The organism is Streptomyces sp. NBC_00876 (assembly GCF_045207435.1).
In the GTDB taxonomy this organism is placed as follows: Bacteria; Actinomycetota; Actinomycetes; order Streptomycetales; family Streptomycetaceae; genus Streptomyces.
The window spans coordinates 3,003,864-3,022,081 of the sequence record NZ_CP108800.1 but is presented as its reverse complement, the minus strand read 5'-3'; the positions used below and the strand labels follow the sequence as shown (position 1 = coordinate 3,022,081).

The 18,218-nt window shown below is 71.2% G+C and carries 15 protein-coding genes; 9 read left to right on the top strand and 6 right to left on the bottom strand.

Annotation, left to right across the window (positions count from 1 at the left end):
* Nucleotides 1–24 precede the first annotated feature (24 nt).
* Entirely contained in the window at nt 25–2,436 is a 2,412-nt protein-coding gene (locus OG782_RS13205) for a transglycosylase domain-containing protein (RefSeq protein ID WP_406450542.1), read from the bottom strand.
* Between the two features lie 174 nt (nt 2,437–2,610).
* On the opposite strand from OG782_RS13205, the gene OG782_RS13200 reads away from it, so the two are divergent.
* From OG782_RS13200 to OG782_RS13185, 4 genes are all read left to right on the top strand, one after another.
* Nucleotides 2,611–3,411 (top strand): ABC transporter permease, encoded by an 801-nt coding sequence (locus OG782_RS13200; RefSeq protein WP_406459045.1) that lies wholly within the window; start codon nt 2,611–2,613, stop codon nt 3,409–3,411.
* The gene (locus OG782_RS13195) at nt 3,404–4,282 is read left to right on the top strand and encodes an ABC transporter permease (RefSeq protein ID WP_406450540.1); all 879 of its coding nucleotides are present in this window, start codon (nt 3,404–3,406) and stop codon (nt 4,280–4,282) included. Before OG782_RS13200 ends, OG782_RS13195 begins: the two co-directional genes overlap by 8 nt.
* Before the next feature lie 31 nt (nt 4,283–4,313).
* A complete protein-coding gene (locus tag OG782_RS13190) occupies nt 4,314–5,288 on the top strand; it encodes an ATP-binding cassette domain-containing protein (protein WP_406450538.1) in 975 nt (324 codons plus the stop codon).
* A gap of 112 nt (nt 5,289–5,400) precedes the next feature.
* Entirely contained in the window at nt 5,401–6,066 is a 666-nt protein-coding gene (locus tag OG782_RS13185; protein ID WP_406459043.1) for a DUF1707 domain-containing protein, read from the top strand.
* A gap of 131 nt (nt 6,067–6,197) precedes the next feature.
* On the opposite strand, the gene OG782_RS13180 is transcribed toward OG782_RS13185, so the two are convergent.
* On the bottom strand, nt 6,198–7,442 hold the full coding sequence (locus OG782_RS13180; RefSeq protein WP_406450536.1) for an SGNH/GDSL hydrolase family protein: 1,245 nt from the start codon (nt 7,440–7,442) through the stop codon (nt 6,198–6,200).
* A 144-nt stretch (nt 7,443–7,586) separates the two neighbouring features.
* Here OG782_RS13180 and OG782_RS13175 point away from each other — a divergent pair, with 144 nt between their 5' ends.
* The gene (locus OG782_RS13175) at nt 7,587–9,023 is read left to right on the top strand and encodes a DUF445 domain-containing protein (RefSeq protein ID WP_406450534.1); all 1,437 of its coding nucleotides are present in this window, start codon (nt 7,587–7,589) and stop codon (nt 9,021–9,023) included.
* A 202-nt stretch (nt 9,024–9,225) separates the two neighbouring features.
* Here OG782_RS13175 and OG782_RS13170 read toward each other — a convergent pair whose 3' ends face one another.
* Entirely contained in the window at nt 9,226–9,528 is a 303-nt protein-coding gene (locus tag OG782_RS13170) for a hypothetical protein (RefSeq protein ID WP_018517962.1), read from the bottom strand.
* Between the two features lie 198 nt (nt 9,529–9,726).
* On the opposite strand from OG782_RS13170, the gene OG782_RS13165 reads away from it, so the two are divergent.
* The 4 genes from OG782_RS13165 (at nt 9,727) to OG782_RS13150 (ending at nt 14,360) form a co-directional block, all read left to right on the top strand.
* The gene (locus tag OG782_RS13165; RefSeq protein ID WP_406450532.1) at nt 9,727–11,238 is read left to right on the top strand and encodes an MFS transporter; all 1,512 of its coding nucleotides are present in this window, start codon (nt 9,727–9,729) and stop codon (nt 11,236–11,238) included.
* On the top strand, nt 11,235–11,837 hold the full coding sequence (locus tag OG782_RS13160) for a TetR family transcriptional regulator (protein WP_406450530.1): 603 nt from the start codon (nt 11,235–11,237) through the stop codon (nt 11,835–11,837). The genes OG782_RS13165 and OG782_RS13160 overlap by 4 nt, the downstream gene beginning before the upstream one ends.
* Nucleotides 11,838–11,868: 31 nt before the next feature.
* Nucleotides 11,869–12,435, top strand: coding sequence for a hypothetical protein (locus tag OG782_RS13155; RefSeq protein WP_406450528.1), 567 nt, complete (start codon nt 11,869–11,871; stop codon nt 12,433–12,435).
* A 521-nt stretch (nt 12,436–12,956) separates the two neighbouring features.
* Nucleotides 12,957–14,360 (top strand): isopeptide-forming domain-containing fimbrial protein, encoded by a 1,404-nt coding sequence (locus OG782_RS13150; protein ID WP_406450526.1) that lies wholly within the window; start codon nt 12,957–12,959, stop codon nt 14,358–14,360.
* 437 nt (nt 14,361–14,797) lie between these two features.
* Here OG782_RS13150 and OG782_RS13145 read toward each other — a convergent pair whose 3' ends face one another.
* The 3 genes from OG782_RS13145 to OG782_RS13135 form a co-directional block, all read right to left on the bottom strand.
* On the bottom strand, nt 14,798–15,286 hold the full coding sequence (locus OG782_RS13145; RefSeq protein WP_406450524.1) for a GNAT family N-acetyltransferase: 489 nt from the start codon (nt 15,284–15,286) through the stop codon (nt 14,798–14,800).
* Between the two features lie 79 nt (nt 15,287–15,365).
* Complete coding sequence (locus OG782_RS13140) at nt 15,366–15,713, bottom strand: hypothetical protein (protein ID WP_406450522.1); 348 nt, start codon at nt 15,711–15,713, stop codon at nt 15,366–15,368.
* Nucleotides 15,714–15,868: 155 nt separating this feature from the next.
* On the bottom strand, nt 15,869–17,755 hold the full coding sequence (locus OG782_RS13135; RefSeq protein WP_406450520.1) for a protein kinase domain-containing protein: 1,887 nt from the start codon (nt 17,753–17,755) through the stop codon (nt 15,869–15,871).
* Nucleotides 17,756–18,218: the final 463 nt, after the last annotated feature.

Below are 18,218 nucleotides of genomic sequence, written 5' to 3'. Positions count from 1 at the left end.
CCGGCCTGGTCCCGGCGCGTGGCCCTAGAGGCGGCTGGGGGCGCCGGTGCCGCGGGCGCCTTCGAGGAAGCCTCCGCCGCCTCCGTTGTTCCCTCCGCCGTTGTTCCCGCCTCCGCCTCCGTTGTCCCCGCCGCCGGTGACCGTGCCGCCGTTCGTCAGGCCGCCGGTGTCCGTGCCGCCGGTGGGGGTGTCGGTGGTGCCGGGGGTGGTGGTGCCCGGGGTGGAGGGGGTGGTCGGGGGTGTGCTGGACGGGGTGCTCGGGGGTGCGCTGGAGGGGGTTTCGGAGGGCCGGCCGGTGTCGCTGGGTCCGGTGCTCTGCTCGGTGGGCAGCCCGGTCTCGTCGGTGCCGCTCTCGAGGTCGAGGTCGAAGCCCTCGACGGGGGCGTTGCGCAGGGCGGCTCCGGTGTACTGGGCCCAGGTCTCGGCGGGGGCGCCGCCGCCGTTGATGCGGGGGAGGCCGAGGGCTCCGTAGAGCGGTTTCTGTGCGCCGGTGTCGGGGTCCTGGCCCATGACGGCGATGACGGTGGCGAGGCCGGGGGTGTAGCCGGCGAACCAGGCCGCCTTGTCCTCCTCCGCGGTGCCGGTCTTGCCGGCGGCGGGGCGGCCGGCGGCCTGGGCGGCGGTGCCGGTGCCGCCGTCGACGACGCTCTGCAGGATGGAGGTGGTGGTGTCGGCTGCTTCGCGGGTGACGGCCTGGCCGGTGGTGCGGTCGGGGAGTTTGATGCTCTCGCCGTCCTTGGTGACCTTGGTGACGAGGACGTGGGCGCCGTGCTTGCCGTGGTTGGCGAGGGTGGCGTAGGCCTCGGTCATGTCGAGGACGCTGGCGGTGGCGGGGCCCAGCGCGATCGAGGGGGAGGCGGTGAGGTCGGGGGTGTTCTTGGGGATGCCGAGGTCGACGGCTGTTTCGCGCACCTTGGCGGGGCCGACGTCCTCGGCCATCTGGGCGTAGACGGCGTTGACGGATTTGTCGGTGGCGGTGCGGACGGTAATGGGGCCGTAGCTGATGTCGTCCTCGTTGGCGGGGGCGTATCCGGTGGGTCCGTCGGGGCCTTGGACCATGCGTTTGTTGGTGCCGTCGTAGATGGTGCTGGGGGTGATGCGGCGGCCGTCCTGGGTGGTGGAGCTGTTGGCGACGGCTGAGGTGAAGACGAAGGGCTTGAAGGTGGAGCCGACTTGGTAGTCGCGGCGGGTCGCGTTGTTGACGTACTGCTTGGTGTAGTCGATGCCGCCGTACATGGCGAGGACGCGGCCGGTCGCGGGGTCGATGGAGGCGCCGCCGACGCGGACGTTGCGGTCGGCCTTGCGCTTGGTGCTGGTCTTGGACATGACCTTGTCGTCGACGGCTTCGACGAGGGCGTCCTGTTTCTTCTTCTCGAGTGTGGTGGTGATGCGGTAGCCGCGGGTGGCGAGGGTCTTCTCGTCGATGATGTCGTTCTGGACGAGGTAGTCCTCGACGGCCTGGACGATGTAGCCGCGCTGTCCGGAGAGGCTGTTGGCGGGCTTGACCGGGCCGGGTACGGGGAAGGTCATGGCGGCGCGTTCGCCGGGGTCGAGCCACTCCTCCTTGACCATGCCGTTGAGTACGTAGTTCCAGCGGGCGACGGCTGCGGGCTTGTTCTCGGGGTGGGTGATGACGTCGTAGGCGCTGGGGGCGTTGAGCAGGGAGGCGAGGTAGGCGCCTTCGGCGGTGGTGACGTCGCCGATGTCCTTGCTGTAGTAGGCCTGGGAGGCGGCCTGGATGCCGTAGGCGTTGCGGCCGAAGTAGCTGGTGTTGAGGTAGCCCTCGAAGATCTGGTTCTTGGACTGTTCGCGGTTGAGCTTGATCGCGATGAAGAACTCTTTGATCTTGCGGACGACGGTCTGTTCCTGGCCCAGGTAGTAGTTCTTGACGTACTGCTGGGTGATGGTGGAGCCGCCCTGTTTGCCCTTGCCGGTGAGGGTGTTCCAGCCGGCGCGGACCATGGCCTTGATGTCGACGGCGCGTTCGGAGTAGAAGTCGCGGTCTTCCGCGGCGAGGACGGCGTGCTGGACGTTGAGGGGGACCTGGGCGAGTTTGATGTTCTCCCGGTTGACGTCGCCGTCGCGGGCGATGACGCTGCCGTCCTTGTAGAGGTAGACGTTGGACTGGGCGGTGGCGCTGGCGTTGGCGGGCGGGATGTCGACGAGTTCGTAGCCGGCGATGAAGCCGCCGATCAGGAGCAGGGCGATGAACAGGACGCCGCCGAGGACCATGCGCCAGGTGGGGACGGCGCGGCGCCAGCCGGTTCGCTTGGGGCGTTTGGGTTTCCTCTGCTTCGTCCCGCCGGTGCCGTCGGTGGCCGGGGCGCCTTGATCCGAGGGGCCGGGGGCGGGGGCGGCAGCGTCGGCAGGCAGGTCCTTGGGGGTCCAGCCCCGGGGGGCGGGGTCCCCGTTCTGCTGCTGTGGCTCGTCGCTCATGTCGGTGCAGACTCCTCGGCCGCGGTCAGTTCCCCCATAGTGCACTTTTCTGCGGAATAACTACCGGATCGACCTTCGAAAAGCGGTCGCGGCGGTTGCCCCGGCTGGACTAGGCTCCTGCGCTTTGGTGTCCACGCGCGGTGGGGCACCCGGTCTCTCGGGGGGGTGGTTGCTGTGCGGCTCTACGCGGTGGTGGCGGCGGGCGGGTTCCGGCGCTATGCCACGTACCGGATCGAGACGGCGGCGGGGGTGTTCACCAACACCGTCTTCGGTTTCATCCTGGCGTACACGTATGAGGCGCTGTGGGACGAGCGTCCGCAGCTGGGCGGTTACGACATGTCCGATGCCCTCACGTATGTGTGGCTGGGTCAGGCGCTGCTGATGACCTGCATGATGATGGGCGGCGGTTTCGAGAACGAGCTGATCGAGCGGATCCGTACGGGCGATATCGCGATCGATCTCTACCGGCCGGTCGATATGCAACTGTGGTGGCTGGCGGGCGACTTGGGCCGGGCGGCGTTTCATCTGCTGGGGCGCGGCATTGTGCCGATGGTGCTCGGCTCACTCGCCTTCGACCTGACGATGCCCGGGTCGCCGGGGACCTGGGTGGCGTTTCTGGTCGCGGTGACGCTGGGCGTCGTGGTGAGTTTCGCGATCCGCTATCTGGTGGCCCTGTCGGCGTTCTGGCTGATGGACGGGGCGGGTGCGGCGCAGATGTCGTTCCTGGCGGGGATGTTCTTCTCGGGGATGCTGCTGCCGCTGAATCTGTTCCCCGGGGCGCTGGGTGAGGTGGCGCGGGCGCTGCCGTGGTCGGCGCTGCTCCAGGTGCCGGCCGATGTGTTCCTCGGCAAGCACACGGGCTGGGGTCTGGTGCAGGCGTACGTGTTCCAGGCGGGCTGGGCGCTGGTGCTGCTGCTGGTGGGGCGGATGGTGCAGTCGGTGGCGACGCGGAGGGTGGTGGTCCAGGGTGGCTGACGCGGCGGACGTGGTGGACGTGGTCGGGGAGGGCGCGTCCGGGGCGGTGTTCGTTCCCCGGTGGCGGCTGGTGGAGGGGGTCCGGGCGTACGGGCTGATCGTGGCGATGTGGCTGCGGTCGACGATGGCGTACCGGGCGTCGTTCGTGATGATGGCGTTCGGGAACTTCGCGGCGACGGCGTTCGACTTCGTCGCGATCGTGCTGATGTTCTCGCACGTGGATGTGCTGGGCGGTTACACGTTGCCGGAGATCGCCCTGTTGTACGGGGCGGCGGGTTCGGCGTTCGGTCTGGCGGATCTGCTGCTGGGGTCGATGGACCGGCTGGGCCTCCGGGTGCGGGACGGCACGCTGGACACGTTGCTGGTGCGGCCGGCCCCGGTGATCGCGCAGGTGGCGGCGGACCGGTTCGCGTTGCGGCGGCTGGGGCGGATCGCGCAGGGGCTGCTGGTGCTGGGCTATGCGCTGGTGACCCTGGACATCGAGTGGACGGTGCTGAAGGTGGTGATGGTGCCGCTGATGGTGCTGAGCGGGGCGGCGATCTTCGGTGCGGTGTTCGTCGCCGGCGGGGCGTTCCAGTTCGTCGCGCAGGACGCTTCCCAGGTGCAGAACTCCTTCACGTACGGAGGGAACACGATGCTCCAGTACCCGCCGACGATCTTCGCGAAGGACCTGGTGCGCGGGGTGACGTTCGTGGTGCCGCTGGCCTTCGTGAACTGGCTGCCGGCGCTGTATGTGCTGGGCCGGGAGTATCCGCTGGGCCTGCCGCAGTGGGTGGCGTTCCTGCCGCCGTTGGTGGCGGGTGTGTGCTGGGTGGGTGCGGGGCTGGCGTGGCGTGCGGGGCTGCGGGCGTACCGGAGCACGGGAAGCTGACGGAGTACGGCCGAGAAGGGGCGAAAAGGGTATGGGTACGGACTTCATCGAGCTCGACGGTGTCGAGAAGGTCTTCGACGTCCGTCGCAGGACGGGTTTCCTGCGCAGTGAACGCCGTGAGGTGCGGGCCGTCGACGGGATCTCGTTCCGGGTGGCTCGCGGTGAGATGGTCGGCTACATCGGTCCGAACGGGGCGGGGAAGTCGACGACGATCAAGATGCTGACCGGCATCCTCACCCCGAGCGGCGGTTCGCTGCGGGTGGCGGGCATCGATCCCTCCCGTGAGCGTACGAGACTGGCGCAACGGATCGGGGTGGTCTTCGGGCAGCGCACCACGCTGTGGTGGGACCTGCCGCTGCGCGACTCGTACCGGCTGGTCCATCGGATGTACCGGATTCCCGATGACCGTTTCCGGGTCAACATGGACCGGTGCATCGAACTCCTGGATCTGGGCGATCTGTTGGACGTTCCGGTGCGGCAGTTGTCGCTGGGGCAGCGGATGCGCGGGGACATCGCGGCGGCGTTGCTGCACGACCCGGAGGTGCTGTACCTGGACGAGCCGACGATCGGTCTCGATGTGGTGTCCAAGGCCAAGGTCCGTGGTTTTCTGCGGGACTTGAACGAGGAGCGCGGTACGACGGTGCTGCTCACCACGCACGATCTGACCGACATCGAGCAGCTGTGCAAGCGGGTGATGGTGATTGATCACGGCCGTCTGATGTACGACGGCGCGCTGGCCGGGCTGCATGAGGTGGGGGAGAGTGAGCGGACGCTGGTGGTGGACCTGGAGCGTGAACTCCCGCCGATCGAGCTGGAGTCGGAGCCCTCGGTGCGTACGGTGAAGGTGGAGGGTCCGCGGCAGTGGCTGGCGTTCCCGGCGTCGGCGTCGGCGGCGCCGCTGGTGGCGCGGATCGCCGCGCAGTACCCGATGGTGGACCTTTCGGTGCGCGAGCCGGACATCGAGGCCGTGATCGCGAAGATGTACGCGTCGGGTGCGGGCCTGTAGCGCGGGCCTGTAGCGCGGGCCTGTGGCGCGGGCCTGTGGCGCGGGCCTGTGCGCGGTGACGTGAACGGACGCGTTCAATAGTCTGAGCGGTATGACTAGCGAACTTCCGGAGATGCGGGCCTCCGACGCCGAGCGTGAACGTATTGCCGAGATTCTGCGCGAGGCGGTGGCCGAGGGCCGGCTGGACATGCCGGAGTTCGAGCAGCGGCTGGATGCCGCGTACAAGGCGCGTACGCACGGTGAACTGGAGCCGCTGGTGCGCGACTTGCCCGCGCTGGGCTCGGCCGCCGTGCCGGTGGCGGCGGGGCGGCCCGGGTCCGGATCGGCCGCGCGTTGGTCCGAGCGGATCGGCAGGCCCGCGACCTCGACCGGCGCCTTCGCGTTCTGGGGCGGGTTCCTGCGCCGGGGCAACTGGACGGTCGGCCGGACGTTCACCGCGTTCGCGATGTGGGGCGGCGGTGAGATCGATCTGCGCGAGGCGAACTTCGAGGACCGCGAGGTGGTGGTCCGCTGCTTCGCGATCATGGGCGGCATGCAGGTGACGGTTCCGCCGGACCTGAACGTGGATGTCCGCGGCATCGGCGTCATGGGCGGTTTCGGGGAGCACGGGCGCGACGAAGGGGTTCCGCATCCGGACGCTCCCAGGGTGCGGGTCACGGGCCTGGCGCTGATGGGCGGTGTCGGCGTGGAGCGCAAGCGCAGCAAGGCGGAGAAGCAGCGGCTGCGGGACGCGGAGCGCGCGCGGGGGCGGCTGGAGAAGGGCGACGGGGACCGGTAGGGGCGTTCGTCCGGCCCCGCGCCGGGGCCGGACGGCGCAGCCGTCGCCGGCAGCCGTCGCCGGCAGCCGTCGCCGGCAGCCGGGGCCGGCCGGCGTGCCTCGGCCGTGCCGCCCGCAGCCGGGGCGTTGGCTCAGAGCGCGTCGGCGGCCGGACGGGCGCGCAGCAGGTCGTCGATGTCCACGAGCGAGCCCAGGCGCCGGTAGCCCGCGTCGTTCAGGTGCAGGTGGTCGCCGGAGTCGTAGGCGGCCGGGAGGCGGTCCGGGTGGCCCGGGTCCCGCATCGCACGGTCGAAGTCGAGGACCTGGTCGAAGACCCCGCCGGCCCGGATCGTCGCGTTGACCTGGGCGCGTACGGCGTTCTGGGCGGGAGTCCAGCTGCGGTAGCCCTCGTACGGCATCAGGGTCGCGCCGATGACCCGCAGCCCGCGGGCGTGCGCGCGCTGCGTCAGGGTGCGCAGGGCGTCCGTGATCCGTGCGGGGTCGGTCTCCTGGGGGAGGGCCTGCACGTCGTTGATGCCGAGGGCGATGACGACGGTCTTCACCCCGGTGACGCCCAGCACGTCGCGGTCGAAGCGGGCGAGTGCGTGCTGCCCGACGCCGTCGCGCAGGATGCGGTTTCCGCCGATGCCTTCGTTGACCACCGCGTACCGGCCGTGCAGCCGGTCGGCGAGGACGTCGGGCCAGCGGGTGTTCGCGTCGGTGGTGGAGCCGGTGCCCGCGGTGAGTGAGTCGCCGAGCGCGACGACGGTTCCGGCGGCGCTCTCGCCGCGTACGTCCACGGCGGTGAGGTAGCGCCAGTGGTTGTTGCGCCAGGTGCCGTGCGCGTCCTCGACGTAGGAGGTCTGGTGGCTGTTGGGGTGGAGGGTGACCGGGCCCCGGGCGGTGGGGGTGCGCAGGGTGACGACGAGGTCGGCGTCGGCGGCGACCGGGACGAGGACCGCGTCGCTGACCGTCTGCCCGCCCGCGGGGACGGTGACGGAGGGTGCGCCGCGGAACGTCACGGGGCGGGTGTTCACGGTGACGTGGTCGATGAGCAGCGGCTGCGTACCGAAGAGGTTGGACAGGGTGAGGCGGGCGGCGTCGCCGCCGATGCTGGTGTGGACGACGTTACGGATGGTGCGCCGGCTCTGGTCCTGGCCCTGGGCCGGATCCTTCGCCCCGGCGACGGGTGCGGCGGCCCAGGTGGCGTGCCAGAGGCCGGTGGAGTGCGCCGGGGCCGCGGGTGTCCGGGCCACGCCCTGGGGGCCGGTGGTGGCGGCCGCCTTCGCCCGGGGCCCGGAGAACAGCAGGGAGCCGGCGAACGCCACGGCGGCGGCGAGCGCGGCGGTGCCCGCCACAAGGGCTATGAGCAGGGCGTACCCCTGGCGCCTGGGCATGGGCGGTGTGTCTCCTCGTTGTTCGTGGGCCGCTCCCCATGATGGGGCAGGGCGCGGGGAACTCAACGTGCGGCCCGGGAGTAGGTCAGGCAGGGACAATGCGTACGGGGCGCCGGGCGGTGCGTACGCGGACGGGTGGAGTCGATGGAACGGATCGAAGGCACGGGACCGGGCGAGCCGGATGCCGGTGTGGACGCGGGCACCCGTGAGGGCGCGGACGCGGGCCCGGGTACTCGCGATGGTGCTGACACGGGCCCGGACGCGGGTACCCGCGACGGTGCCGGCGCGGGCTTCCGCAGCCCCGCGGCCTCGCTCGCCTCGTTCGCGTACACCGCAGCGGACGAGGAGAAGCGTCGTGGCGTACGCCGTATGAAGACCACGGCCACCGGCCTCCTTCTGCTGGTCGCGCTGGTGTATGTCCTCGCCACCTGGGCGAAGAACGAGGGAGTGGGCGGCTGGCCGGGCTTCGTCGCGGCGGCTGCCGAGGCGGGCATGGTGGGTGCGCTGGCCGACTGGTTCGCCGTCACGGCGCTCTTCAAGCGTCCGCTCGGCCTGCCGATTCCGCACACCGCCATCATTCCCACCAAGAAGGACCAGCTGGGGGCCTCGCTCGGTTCCTTCGTCGGCGAGAACTTTCTGTCGGGCGGCGTCGTACGCGACCGGATCCACTCCCTCGCCATCGGCGGCCGGCTGGGCGCCTGGCTCGCGGAGCCGGCCCATGCGGACCGGGTGACGGCCGAGCTGTCGACCGCGCTGCGCGGTGCGCTGACCGTGCTCCGTGATTCGGATGTGCAGGCCGTGGTCGCTGAGGCGATCACCCGGCGGGCGAACGCGGCGGAGGTCGGCCCCGGCCTCGGCAAGATGCTGGAGAAGGTCGTCGCGGACGGCGGCCACCGCAAGGTGGTGGACCTGGTCTGCGTGCGCGCCCACGACTGGCTGGTCCAGCACGGCGACTCGGTGATGGACGCCGTGCAGGGCGGTGCGCCGGGCTGGACCCCGCGCTTCGTCGACAAGCGGGTGGGCGAGCGGGTCTACAAGGAGCTGCTGCGCTTCATCACCGAGATGCGCGACATGCCGGGGCATCCGGCGCGCGGCTCGATCGACACGTTCCTGACGGACTTCGCGGCCGATCTCCAGACGGACTCGGAGACCCGCGCCCGGGTGGAGCGGCTGAAGTCGGAGATCCTGGGGCGCGGCGAGGTCCAGGACGTCATCGCGTCCGCCTGGTCGTCGGTCCGGCAGATGGTGATCGCGGCGGCGGAGGACGAGCGGAGCGAGCTGCGCCTGCGGGCCCGTGCCTCGCTGATGTCGCTGGGTGCCCGGCTGGCGACGGACGGCCGGCTCCAGGCGAAGCTGGAGGGCTGGGTGGAGGACGCGGCGGTGTACGTGGTGACGACGTACCGGGCGGAGATCACGTCGCTGATCAGCGACACGGTGGCCGGCTGGGACGCGGACCAGACGTCGAAGAAGATCGAGGCGCACATCGGCCGTGACCTGCAGTTCATCCGGATCAACGGCACGGTGGTGGGTGCGCTGGCGGGACTGGCGATCTACACGGTGTCGCGGGCGTTCGGGGGCTGACGGCCGGGCCGAAGGGGGCTGCTGCCGGGGACCGGGTGCGTATCCGGCCTGTCGATCGGTTCGGATACGCACCCGGGTTTCGCGGGGTACTGCCCTTGAGTACGCACCCCGAGCCGCCCGCGTTCACCCGTGACGGAAGAAGTCCGCGCGTGACGGAAGAAGCTCACCCGTGCCGGAAGAAGTCCGCGCTGCGGGACAGCCCTCAGGCGGCGCGGCGCGTGACGGCCCAGGAGGCGGCGGCCACGGTGCCCGCCACGGTGAAGACCGCCGGCCAGGCGCCGACCTTCTTCGCCAGCGGGTGCGATCCCGCGAAGGCGGCCACATAGGCGGTGGTCAGGGCGACGGCGGCGCGTGGCCCCGCCTGCCGGTTCCACTCGTACGCCGCGACGCCTCCCGCGGCGGCGAGAGCGACCCCGCCCAGCGGCCGCTTCCGGGTCCACCGTGCGACGGCGTAGCCGCCGACCAGTCCGCCCGCCGCCACCGCCGCTGCCGGAACCTTCGCCATCGCAGCCACCTCAGCCTTCCCGTAGACATCGCCCCACGCGCGGCTCCCCGCCCGTACCGGCTCTCGGCTCCGAGGCTAACGCGGTCTGCCGCCATCCCGTCGCCGAGGGGGTGCACAAGCGTTTACCCTGGGGGTGAACAGGCGTGCACCCCCACGTCGGCGTGCACCCCTTCGCCGCCGAGCACCGTACGGAGAACCATGCCCGCGGACATACCCGTGCCAGCCGCCCCCGCGACCCCCGACGTCCGGGCCCCGCACCCGCGGTTCGCCGTCGGCGTGCTGGCCTTCTGCGGAGTCGTCGTCGCGGTCATGCAGACGATCGTCGTCCCGCTGCTCCCGCACATCCCCGAACTGACCGGCGCCACCCCCGCCGCCGCGAGCTGGCTGGTCACCGTGACCCTGCTCACCGGTGCGGTCTTCACCCCGGTCCTCGGCCGGGTCGGCGACATGTACGGCAAGCGCCGGGTACTCGTGGCCTCACTCGGGGTGCTGGTCGTGGGCTCGGTGCTGTGCGCGATCAGCTCCCACATCGGGGTGCTGATCACCGGCCGCGCCCTCCAGGGCGCCGCGATCGCCGTCGTCCCCCTGGGCATCAGCATCCTGCGCGACGAACTGCCCCCCGAGCGGGTGCTGTCGGCCGTCGCGCTGATGAGCTCGACGCTCGGGATCGGCGCCGCGATCGGACTGCCGGTCGCGGCGCTCGTGGTGGAGAACTTCGACTGGCACACGATGTTCTGGGTCTCCGGCGTCATCGGCGTCATCGACATCGTGCTGGTGCTGTGCTGCGTACCGGAGTCCCCGCTGCGCAGCCGCGGCCGCTTCGACGCGATCGGGGCCCTGGGCCTGTCGGCCGCCCTCGTCTGCCTGCTGCTCGCGGTCACCCAGGGCGCCGACTGGGGCTGGGGATCGGTCCGCACGGTCGGCCTGCTCGCGGCGGCCGTGGTGGTGGCGCTGCTCTGGGGCGTGTACGAGCTCCGCGTGTCCTCGCCCATGGTCGACCTGCGGATCTCGGCGCGCCCGGCCGTGCTGCTCACCAATATCGCCGCGCTGCTGGTCGGCTTCGCGTTCTACGCGAACTCGCTGGTCACCGCCCAGATGGTGCAGGAGCCGAAGGCCACGGGATACGGGCTCGGCGCCTCGCTCGTCGTCAGCGGACTGTGCCTGCTGCCGGGCGGTGTGGCCATGGTGGCGCTCTCGCCCGTCTCGGCCCGCATCTCCGCCAAGCACGGCCCGAAGGTCAGCCTCGCGCTGGCGGCCGGGATCATGGCCCTCGGATACGCGGTGCGGTACTTCACCAGCCACAGCCTCTGGCTGATCATCGCGGGCGCCACCGTCGTCGCCGCGGGCACCGCCATCGCGTACTCGGCCCTGCCCGCCCTCGTGATGCGCGGGGTCCCGGTCAGTGAGACCGGGGCTGCCAACGGGCTGAACACCCTGATGAGGTCGATCGGACAGGCCTTCTGCAGTGCGACCGTCGCCGCGGTCCTGGCCAACATCACCTTCCAGGCGGGCGGCAGGACCGCGCCGACGCTCCACGCGTACCAGCTCGTCTTCGTGATCGCGGCGGGCGCGGCACTCGCGGCCCTGGCCGTCACGCTCTTCCTGCCGGGCCGGAGCCCGTCCGCGGCGGGTACGGTCGAAGGAAGCCGCAAGGCGCCGGGCACCCGCAAGGGCGGTGCGCGGACGGCAGGAATCCAGGAGGGCGCATGACCGGCGGCCAGGCCATCGCGACGGCCCCCGTACCCGCGGAGACGGGCACCGGGCGGGCCGCGATCCTGCGCGCGGCACGGCGGGCGTTCACCCAGCGCCCGTACGCCGAGGTGACGATCCGCAGCATCGCGGCCGACGCGGGAGTGAGCCCGTCCCTCGTGGTCAAGCACTTCGGCCGCAAGGAAGAACTCTTCAACACCGTGGCCGACTTCGGCCCGGCCGCGGCGGAACTCTTCGACGCCCCGCTCGACGTACTGGGCCGCCACATGGTCATCACGCTGGTGACCCGCCGCCGCGAACTCAAGTCCGACCCGCTCCTGCGCGTCGTCTTCTCCCTCGGCAACCAGGACGAACGCTCACTGCTGCGCGACCGCTTCCACGAGCAGGTCACCGACGCCCTGACCGCCCGGCTCCACGGCCACGACCGCGCGTTGCGCGCCGAACTCCTGGCCGGACACCTCCTGGGCCTCGGCGCGACCCTCAGCCTCCACCGCGAGGGCGCGGGCGCCCAGGCCTCCCCGGAACACATCGCCGACCTCTGCGCGCCCGCGCTTCAGGCGTTGATCACCGGAGAAGCGGCGCGGGGACCGCGGGTATAAGGTCTGGGCCATCCGACGAGGGGGGCCTCACATGTCTGTCCGCATCCGCATCCGCATACGCGCCCGCGAGCACGCCGGAGCACTGGCCGTGACGGCCGCCCTGGTGGGCGTCCTGGCCGGCTGCACCGAGGCGACCACGTCGCAGGGACCCGGGGGCGATGTCCCGTACGTGGCCCCGTCGGTGAACGCCGAGGCGGCGGAGAAGGGGGTCGCGCAGGCCGAGGCCGACGCCCGGGCCTCCGAGGCGGCGGATGCGAACGCCGAGGTGGAAGCGGCCGTGAACGGCCCCGTGGACGTGCGCGACGCCTTCGCCGGTCTTCAGGCCACCCGCGAGGAGAGCTGCACCCCCGGCGCCGGGAACTGCGCCTACCTCCTGGGCCGGGTGAACGAGGAACTGGCCCGCCTGGACAAGTCGATGAGGGCCGGCAACGACGGGCCGAGCCACTTCAAGCAGCCGTTGGCCTGGATGGGCGCACTGCGCACCACGCTGGCCGGCAACACCGACACGGCCAATCTGGAGAAGCACTACAAGGACCTGATCGGCACGCGGGAGCGCGTCAACACATGGATGCAGGGCCACCCGGAGGACTACCGCTGACGGGGTCGCCCCGTACCGGGGCGGTGCGCCTCGCACCGGGCCGACGTACCGGCCACGACACCCCGCCGACGGACGGCCGGGTGATAGGCGTCGACGAGTTCGGACCGCTGAATCTCATGCCCCGCCGATCCGGTCCTGGACCGAATACCCGGCCGGGCTGAATGCCGAGCCCTTGGTTCCTGCGCGGCCGCCGCCACTGTGCCGGGAGCGTCAACTTCGCGGCAGCTGATTCACCCTGAGCAAGGGTGGGCGTAAGAGGTGCAACAGGGGCTTTCGGTCAAGACAGTGGTGGCACGAGAGAGATGGGAGCCCTGTGTGGCGGGAGCGGTGTGCCGACGGCGGGGGCGTCCCGGGGCCGGCTTCGCAAACTTACCGCGCGGGGTTGGCCGACCCCGCTCATACGTCACTTTACGTGTTCACCCGAATGCGGTGCGCTACCAGGTGTTCGGCTCCGCCACGGTGCGCAGATGTGCGGCCAGTCGGCGGTGCACTCCAGCAGCATCGACTTGAGGGGAAGAACCATGACTACACCTCCTGCTGCTCCGCTCCGGGTTGCCCTGGCCAACGGCAGCTTCGAACAACCTGCCGTGACCGGTGTGGAGATCCTGCCGGACGCCTCACAGACGCAGGCGGCCAAGCGGGTTCCGGGCTGGCTCACCACCGCCTCCGATCACATGATCGAGCTGTGGCGTTCGGGCTTCAACAGTGTGCCGGCAGCCGAGGGCGCCCAGTTCGCCGAGCTCAACGCGTACCAGGTCTCCACGCTCTACCAGGACCTGCCGACCACGCCCGGTACGAAGCTGTACTGGCGGCTGTATCACCGTGGCCGCCAGGGGGATGACACCATGGCGCTGGACATCGGTGCGCCGGGCTCCACGGTGCAACAGAGGCGCTTCACCGACGGCAGAACCGCCTGGGGTTACTACACCGGCACCTACACCGTCCCGGCAGGCCAGACGCTGACGCGCTTCGCCTTCCGTTCCATCTCTGCCGCCGGCGGCAACCCCAGCGTCGGCAACTTCCTGGACGGCATCTTCTTCGGCACCGCCCCCTACGTGGAACTCGCCAAGACCGCTGTTCCCGCAGGCCCGCTGGAAGTGGGCGACGTCGTCACCTACCGCATCACCGCCAAGAACGAGGGCGGCGGCGGCGCCGAGAACCTCATCCTGGCCGACGTCATCCCGCAGGGAACGACGTACCTGCCCGGTTCCCTGCGTATCGTCGACGGCCCGAACGCCGGAGCGAAGAGCGACGCGCAAGGTGACGACCAGGCGTACTACGACGCCGCGTCGAACAAGGTCGTCTTCCATCTCGGCAACGGCGCTTCCGGCGCGGAGGGGGGCAGCCTGCCCAACACCGAGATGCTGCCGGCAGGGACCACCGTGGAGTACCGGGTCACCATCGACCGGGCCAGCGGCGGCAAGCAGATCAGCAACACCGCAACCGCCTCCTACGAGAACCGGCTCGGCGACAAGCCGGAGCCCTTGACGTCCACCTCCAACGAGCAGGTCACGCAGGTCAAACCGGCTGCCGACCTGACCGTCACGAAGGCAGCCGACGCGACCACCGTCACCGCCGGCCAGACGGTGACTTACCGCATCACCGTCCGCAACACCGGCCCGAACCAGGCCACCGGCGTCACCGTCACCGACCAGCTCCCCGACGGCCTCACCTTCCTGTCCGCCGACGGCGCACCCGGAAGCTACGACCCGGCCACCGGGCAGTGGACCGTAGGCGACCTGGCCGACGGCGCCACCGCCACGCTCGTGCTGCGGGCCAAGGCCACCAAGGCCGGCCCGACCAGCAACACCGCGACCGCCACCAGTAACGAAAAGGACCCCGACACCACCAACAACACCGACACCGTCACCATCTGCGTCGAACCCGCCCCCTCCTGCTGCGACCCCTGCTCCACCCAGAAGTAGCCCCCAGGCATGCGCCTCACAGGCTGCTGCCGACAACCGCCCCCGGCACGCCCCCGGTCGGGGACACGGCCGGGGGCGCGGTCGCGGCCTCGAATGGCGATGGCGAGCTGACGGCTGAAGGGCCGCACGCGGATCGCCGCACCCTCTGATCACGGCCCCCGTGGAACCCGCCCGCAACGTCAACGGCGAACCCGTCGCCGCGTTCTCGCTCGGTCGACGTCCCCACGGCCACCTCCGAGATCAGGTCCTGGAAACAGCCTGCCGGCCCACGAGCGGCAGGTCGAATACCCGGCCGACGTTGCGTGACGAGCCACTAGGGACTGCCCCAGCACCAGCTCCAAGCCCCCGGCTCCGGCTAGGACCGCCCCAGCACCAGCTCCAAGCCCCCGGCTCCGGCTAGGACCGCCCCGGCACCAGCTCCAAGCCCCCGGCTCCGGCTAGGACTGCCCCGGCTCCGGCCCCAGCTCCAGTTCTGCGACCACCTCGTCGCCGCTCAGCTCGCCGGTCGCCCGGAAGCCGAGCTTCCGGTAGAACTCCTCGGGTCCGTGCGCCCCGGGGACGTAGGTCACGGTCGTACGCGTCCCGCCGCGCCGCCTCAGCTCGTCGTTGACGGCCCCGACGGCGAACCGGCCGTATCCGCGGCCCTGTCGTTCGGCCGCTATGTTCAGCCGCCAGAGTCCGGAACGGAGCGGGTCACCGGGCTCCTCCGGGTGGAACCGCACGTCGAGGAAGGCCATGACGAAGCCCACGAGCTGCTCGCCGTCGGCGATCAGTCGCGGCCAGGCGGTCTCGGGGGTGGTGTAGGCCTGGGCCAGCGACCAGGCGACGGGCTTCACGAGCCCGTTCTGGTCGGGCCGGACGGACAGCTCGCAGGCAGCCTCGACGTTGTCGGAGGTGACCGGTACGAGCCGGAGCGATGAGGACATCCCCGCAACCTACATTCCGTGCCGCCGCCGCCCCGCGCGAGGTGGCGCGGGGCGGCGGCAGGAGAGCGCGGGGCCTGGATCAGCTGAAGACGACCGAGCGCAGCTTCAGCCGCTCGGAGGCGTGGCCGCCGAAGGGCCGCAGGGTGAAGTAGGCGCCGTCACAGTCGGGTCCGGTGAACACCGTCGCGGTGGCGTCGGTGTGGTTCCACGGGGTGTCGGCCGGGTACGACGAGCCGGGGTCGGCCACCTCGGGCAGGGTGATGCACTCCCGGCTCGGCGGGTCGAACAGGAAGCCCGTCTGCTTGCTTCCGTCGAAGGCGGTGTACTCGTAGGTGAAGTGGCCGTCGGCCGCGCTCGCCGAGCCCGGCAGGGACACGATGAGGGCGAGGGCGCCGAGGGCGGCAGCGGCGGTGGTACGAAAACGCATGGTGGGGGCACTCCTTGTGCGGCCGTCCGGAAGAACGGCAGGAATCGGAACAAGATCGTTCCGATTCGAGTCTTGCGTGCCACCGGCCCGCCCGGCCCGCGGATTCACTCGTACGCCGGGAGACCTCACCCGTACGAGGTCCCCCAACTACGCTGTCAGCTCGTCGCGTTGCGCCAGACGGTCACGTCGATCGTCATGTACGTGCTGGGCGAGTCCTCGGGGGAGTGGCCCTGGTACGTCAGGAGGACCAGGTGCCCGGTGCCCGTGGTGACGCAGACCTGCCGCCCCTTGGAGAGCTTGTCCACATAGATCTCGCTGGTGAACCGGGTCTCCGAGCGGCAGATGTCCAACGACCCCTCCTGCCCCGGGTCGAGCAGGGCGAGGCGTCCGCCTTCGCCCTCCGCGTCGAGGTATCCGCCGGTGTCGTAGGCCAGTTCGTACTCGCCGTCCTCACCGTCCTGCGGGCGGACGTCCGCGTCCCCGAACGTCAGGTGGTAGCCGGCGGTGAGGTTGATGCCCGTGTAGTCGGCGGGCGTCGGATCGGCCTTGGGGGTGGGGTTCGGGGTGGTCTCGGTGCCCCCGTCGCCCTCGTTCGCCTCCGGTGACGAACTGCCGGGCTGTGGCGTGTTGTTGTTCTTGGGCGACTCGTTGCTCCGCGTCTCCTTCCCGTTGTCCTTGAGCAGGAAGTACGCCGTCCCGCCGCCCGCGAGACCGAGGACGAGCGCGGCGGCGATGACGATGCCGGCGATCCTGCCGCCGCGGCCCTTCGCCGGCTGGGGCGCAGCACCCGGACCCTGGGGCGGGACGTGCCCGGGGTACGTCTGGGCCTGCGTCGGATACGTGGCGGGGAACTGGGCCTGGGCGTTGGCCTGCGCCTGAGGACCCGTCTGGTACTGCTGCGCGGGATGAGCGGGCTGCGTGGGCTGAGCGGCCTGCGCCTGCGCCTGCATCGGATACGGGGTCTGCGGGGCCTGCTGCGGCTGTCCGGGCGGCGGTGTGGCCGGCGGGTTGACCGGCGGACCGTATCCCGGCGGCGGGGTGCTCGGGCCCGCCGGAGTGGTGGGCGAATAGGCGACGGCCGGGGCGGCGGCCGGCGGCGGCGGGGTCTGGAGGGGAGCGGGGGCGGCCGCGCGCACGGTGATGTCGGCGGCGACCGGGCTCGGCAGCCAGTCCTCCGGGCGGCGCAGCACCGTCTCCGCGTTCGCGGTCTGGCAGAGCGCGATGACCTCGGCGACCGAAGGCCTGGCCTCCGGGTCCTTGGCCAGGCAGCGGCTGACGAGCTCCATCAGCCGTTCCGGAATGCCGCTGAGGTCCGGGTCCTCGTGGACGATCCGGTAGAGAACCCCGTGCGAGGTGCCCTCGCCGAAGGCCGGCGACCCGGTGGACGCGAACGCCGCGACCTGGCCCAGCGCGAAGATGTCGGTGGCCGGGGTGACCCGGCGCCCCGCGGCCTGCTCCGGGGCCATGAAGGACGGGGTGCCGATGGTGACGCCGCTGCCCGTGAGCGAGGTGGCGTCGGCCGCGTACGCGATGCCGAAGTCGATGACGCGCGGTCCGTCGGCGGCGAGCAGCACATTGGACGGCTTGAGGTCGCGGTGCACGATGCCCGCGCCGTGGATGACGTGCAGCGCCTCCGCCATACCGGCGATCAGCAGGAGTACGGCCTCGACCGGCAGCGCGCCGTGCGCGACGACCGCGTCGGCGAGCGAGGGCCCCGGGACGTACGCGGTGGCGAGCCACGGCTGCGCGCCGTTGGTGTCCGCGTCGATGACGGGCGCGGTGAACAGCCCCTGCACGCGCTGCGCGGACTGCACCTCCTGCGTGAACCGCCTCCGGAACTCCGGGTCTTCCCCGAACTCGGGCCGGATCACCTTGATGGCGACGGGCCGTCCGCCGGGCGTGTACGACAGGTACACCTTGCCCATCCCGCCCGCACCGAGCTTGGCGGCCAGCCGGTATCCGGCGATGGTGGACGGGTCGTCACCGGCGAGTGGCTGGAAGACCTGGGAGGCGTTGCCCCTGTTTGGCTGCTGACCGCTCATGAACTCGTAACTCCCCCGAAGAACGCTGCTGTCGACAGGGCACCTTACCCAAACCTGGGCGCCCTGCCGCCGCTTACGAGGGTTGCTTCCGGTTCCGTACGGCTGTGTCGTACGGAGCAATGCTCGGGCCGGATGAAGGGTGGTCGGCCCGGACCGGTGAGGAGAACGCGAACCGCACCCCCGTGGCCTCCTCCGACAGCTCCCACAGCCGCTGCCCGGTCTCCGCGTCGGCCGCCCCGGGGGACAGTTCCACCCGTGTCGGGGCGCCGCGCAGTTCCGCCCCTGCTCGACCGCGCCTTCGCGGTGATCGCCCCGGCGCTGGACGCCGCATCGGGCGGGCGGCGCGAACCCGCCTGATCGAGCTCTCCGCCCGCGGGGAAGAGGAGGGTCCACCACCCCGGGCGGAAGCGGTGATTCCCGTTGCACGGCGGGAACGGCTGTTCGATCATGACTGCCGACGGCC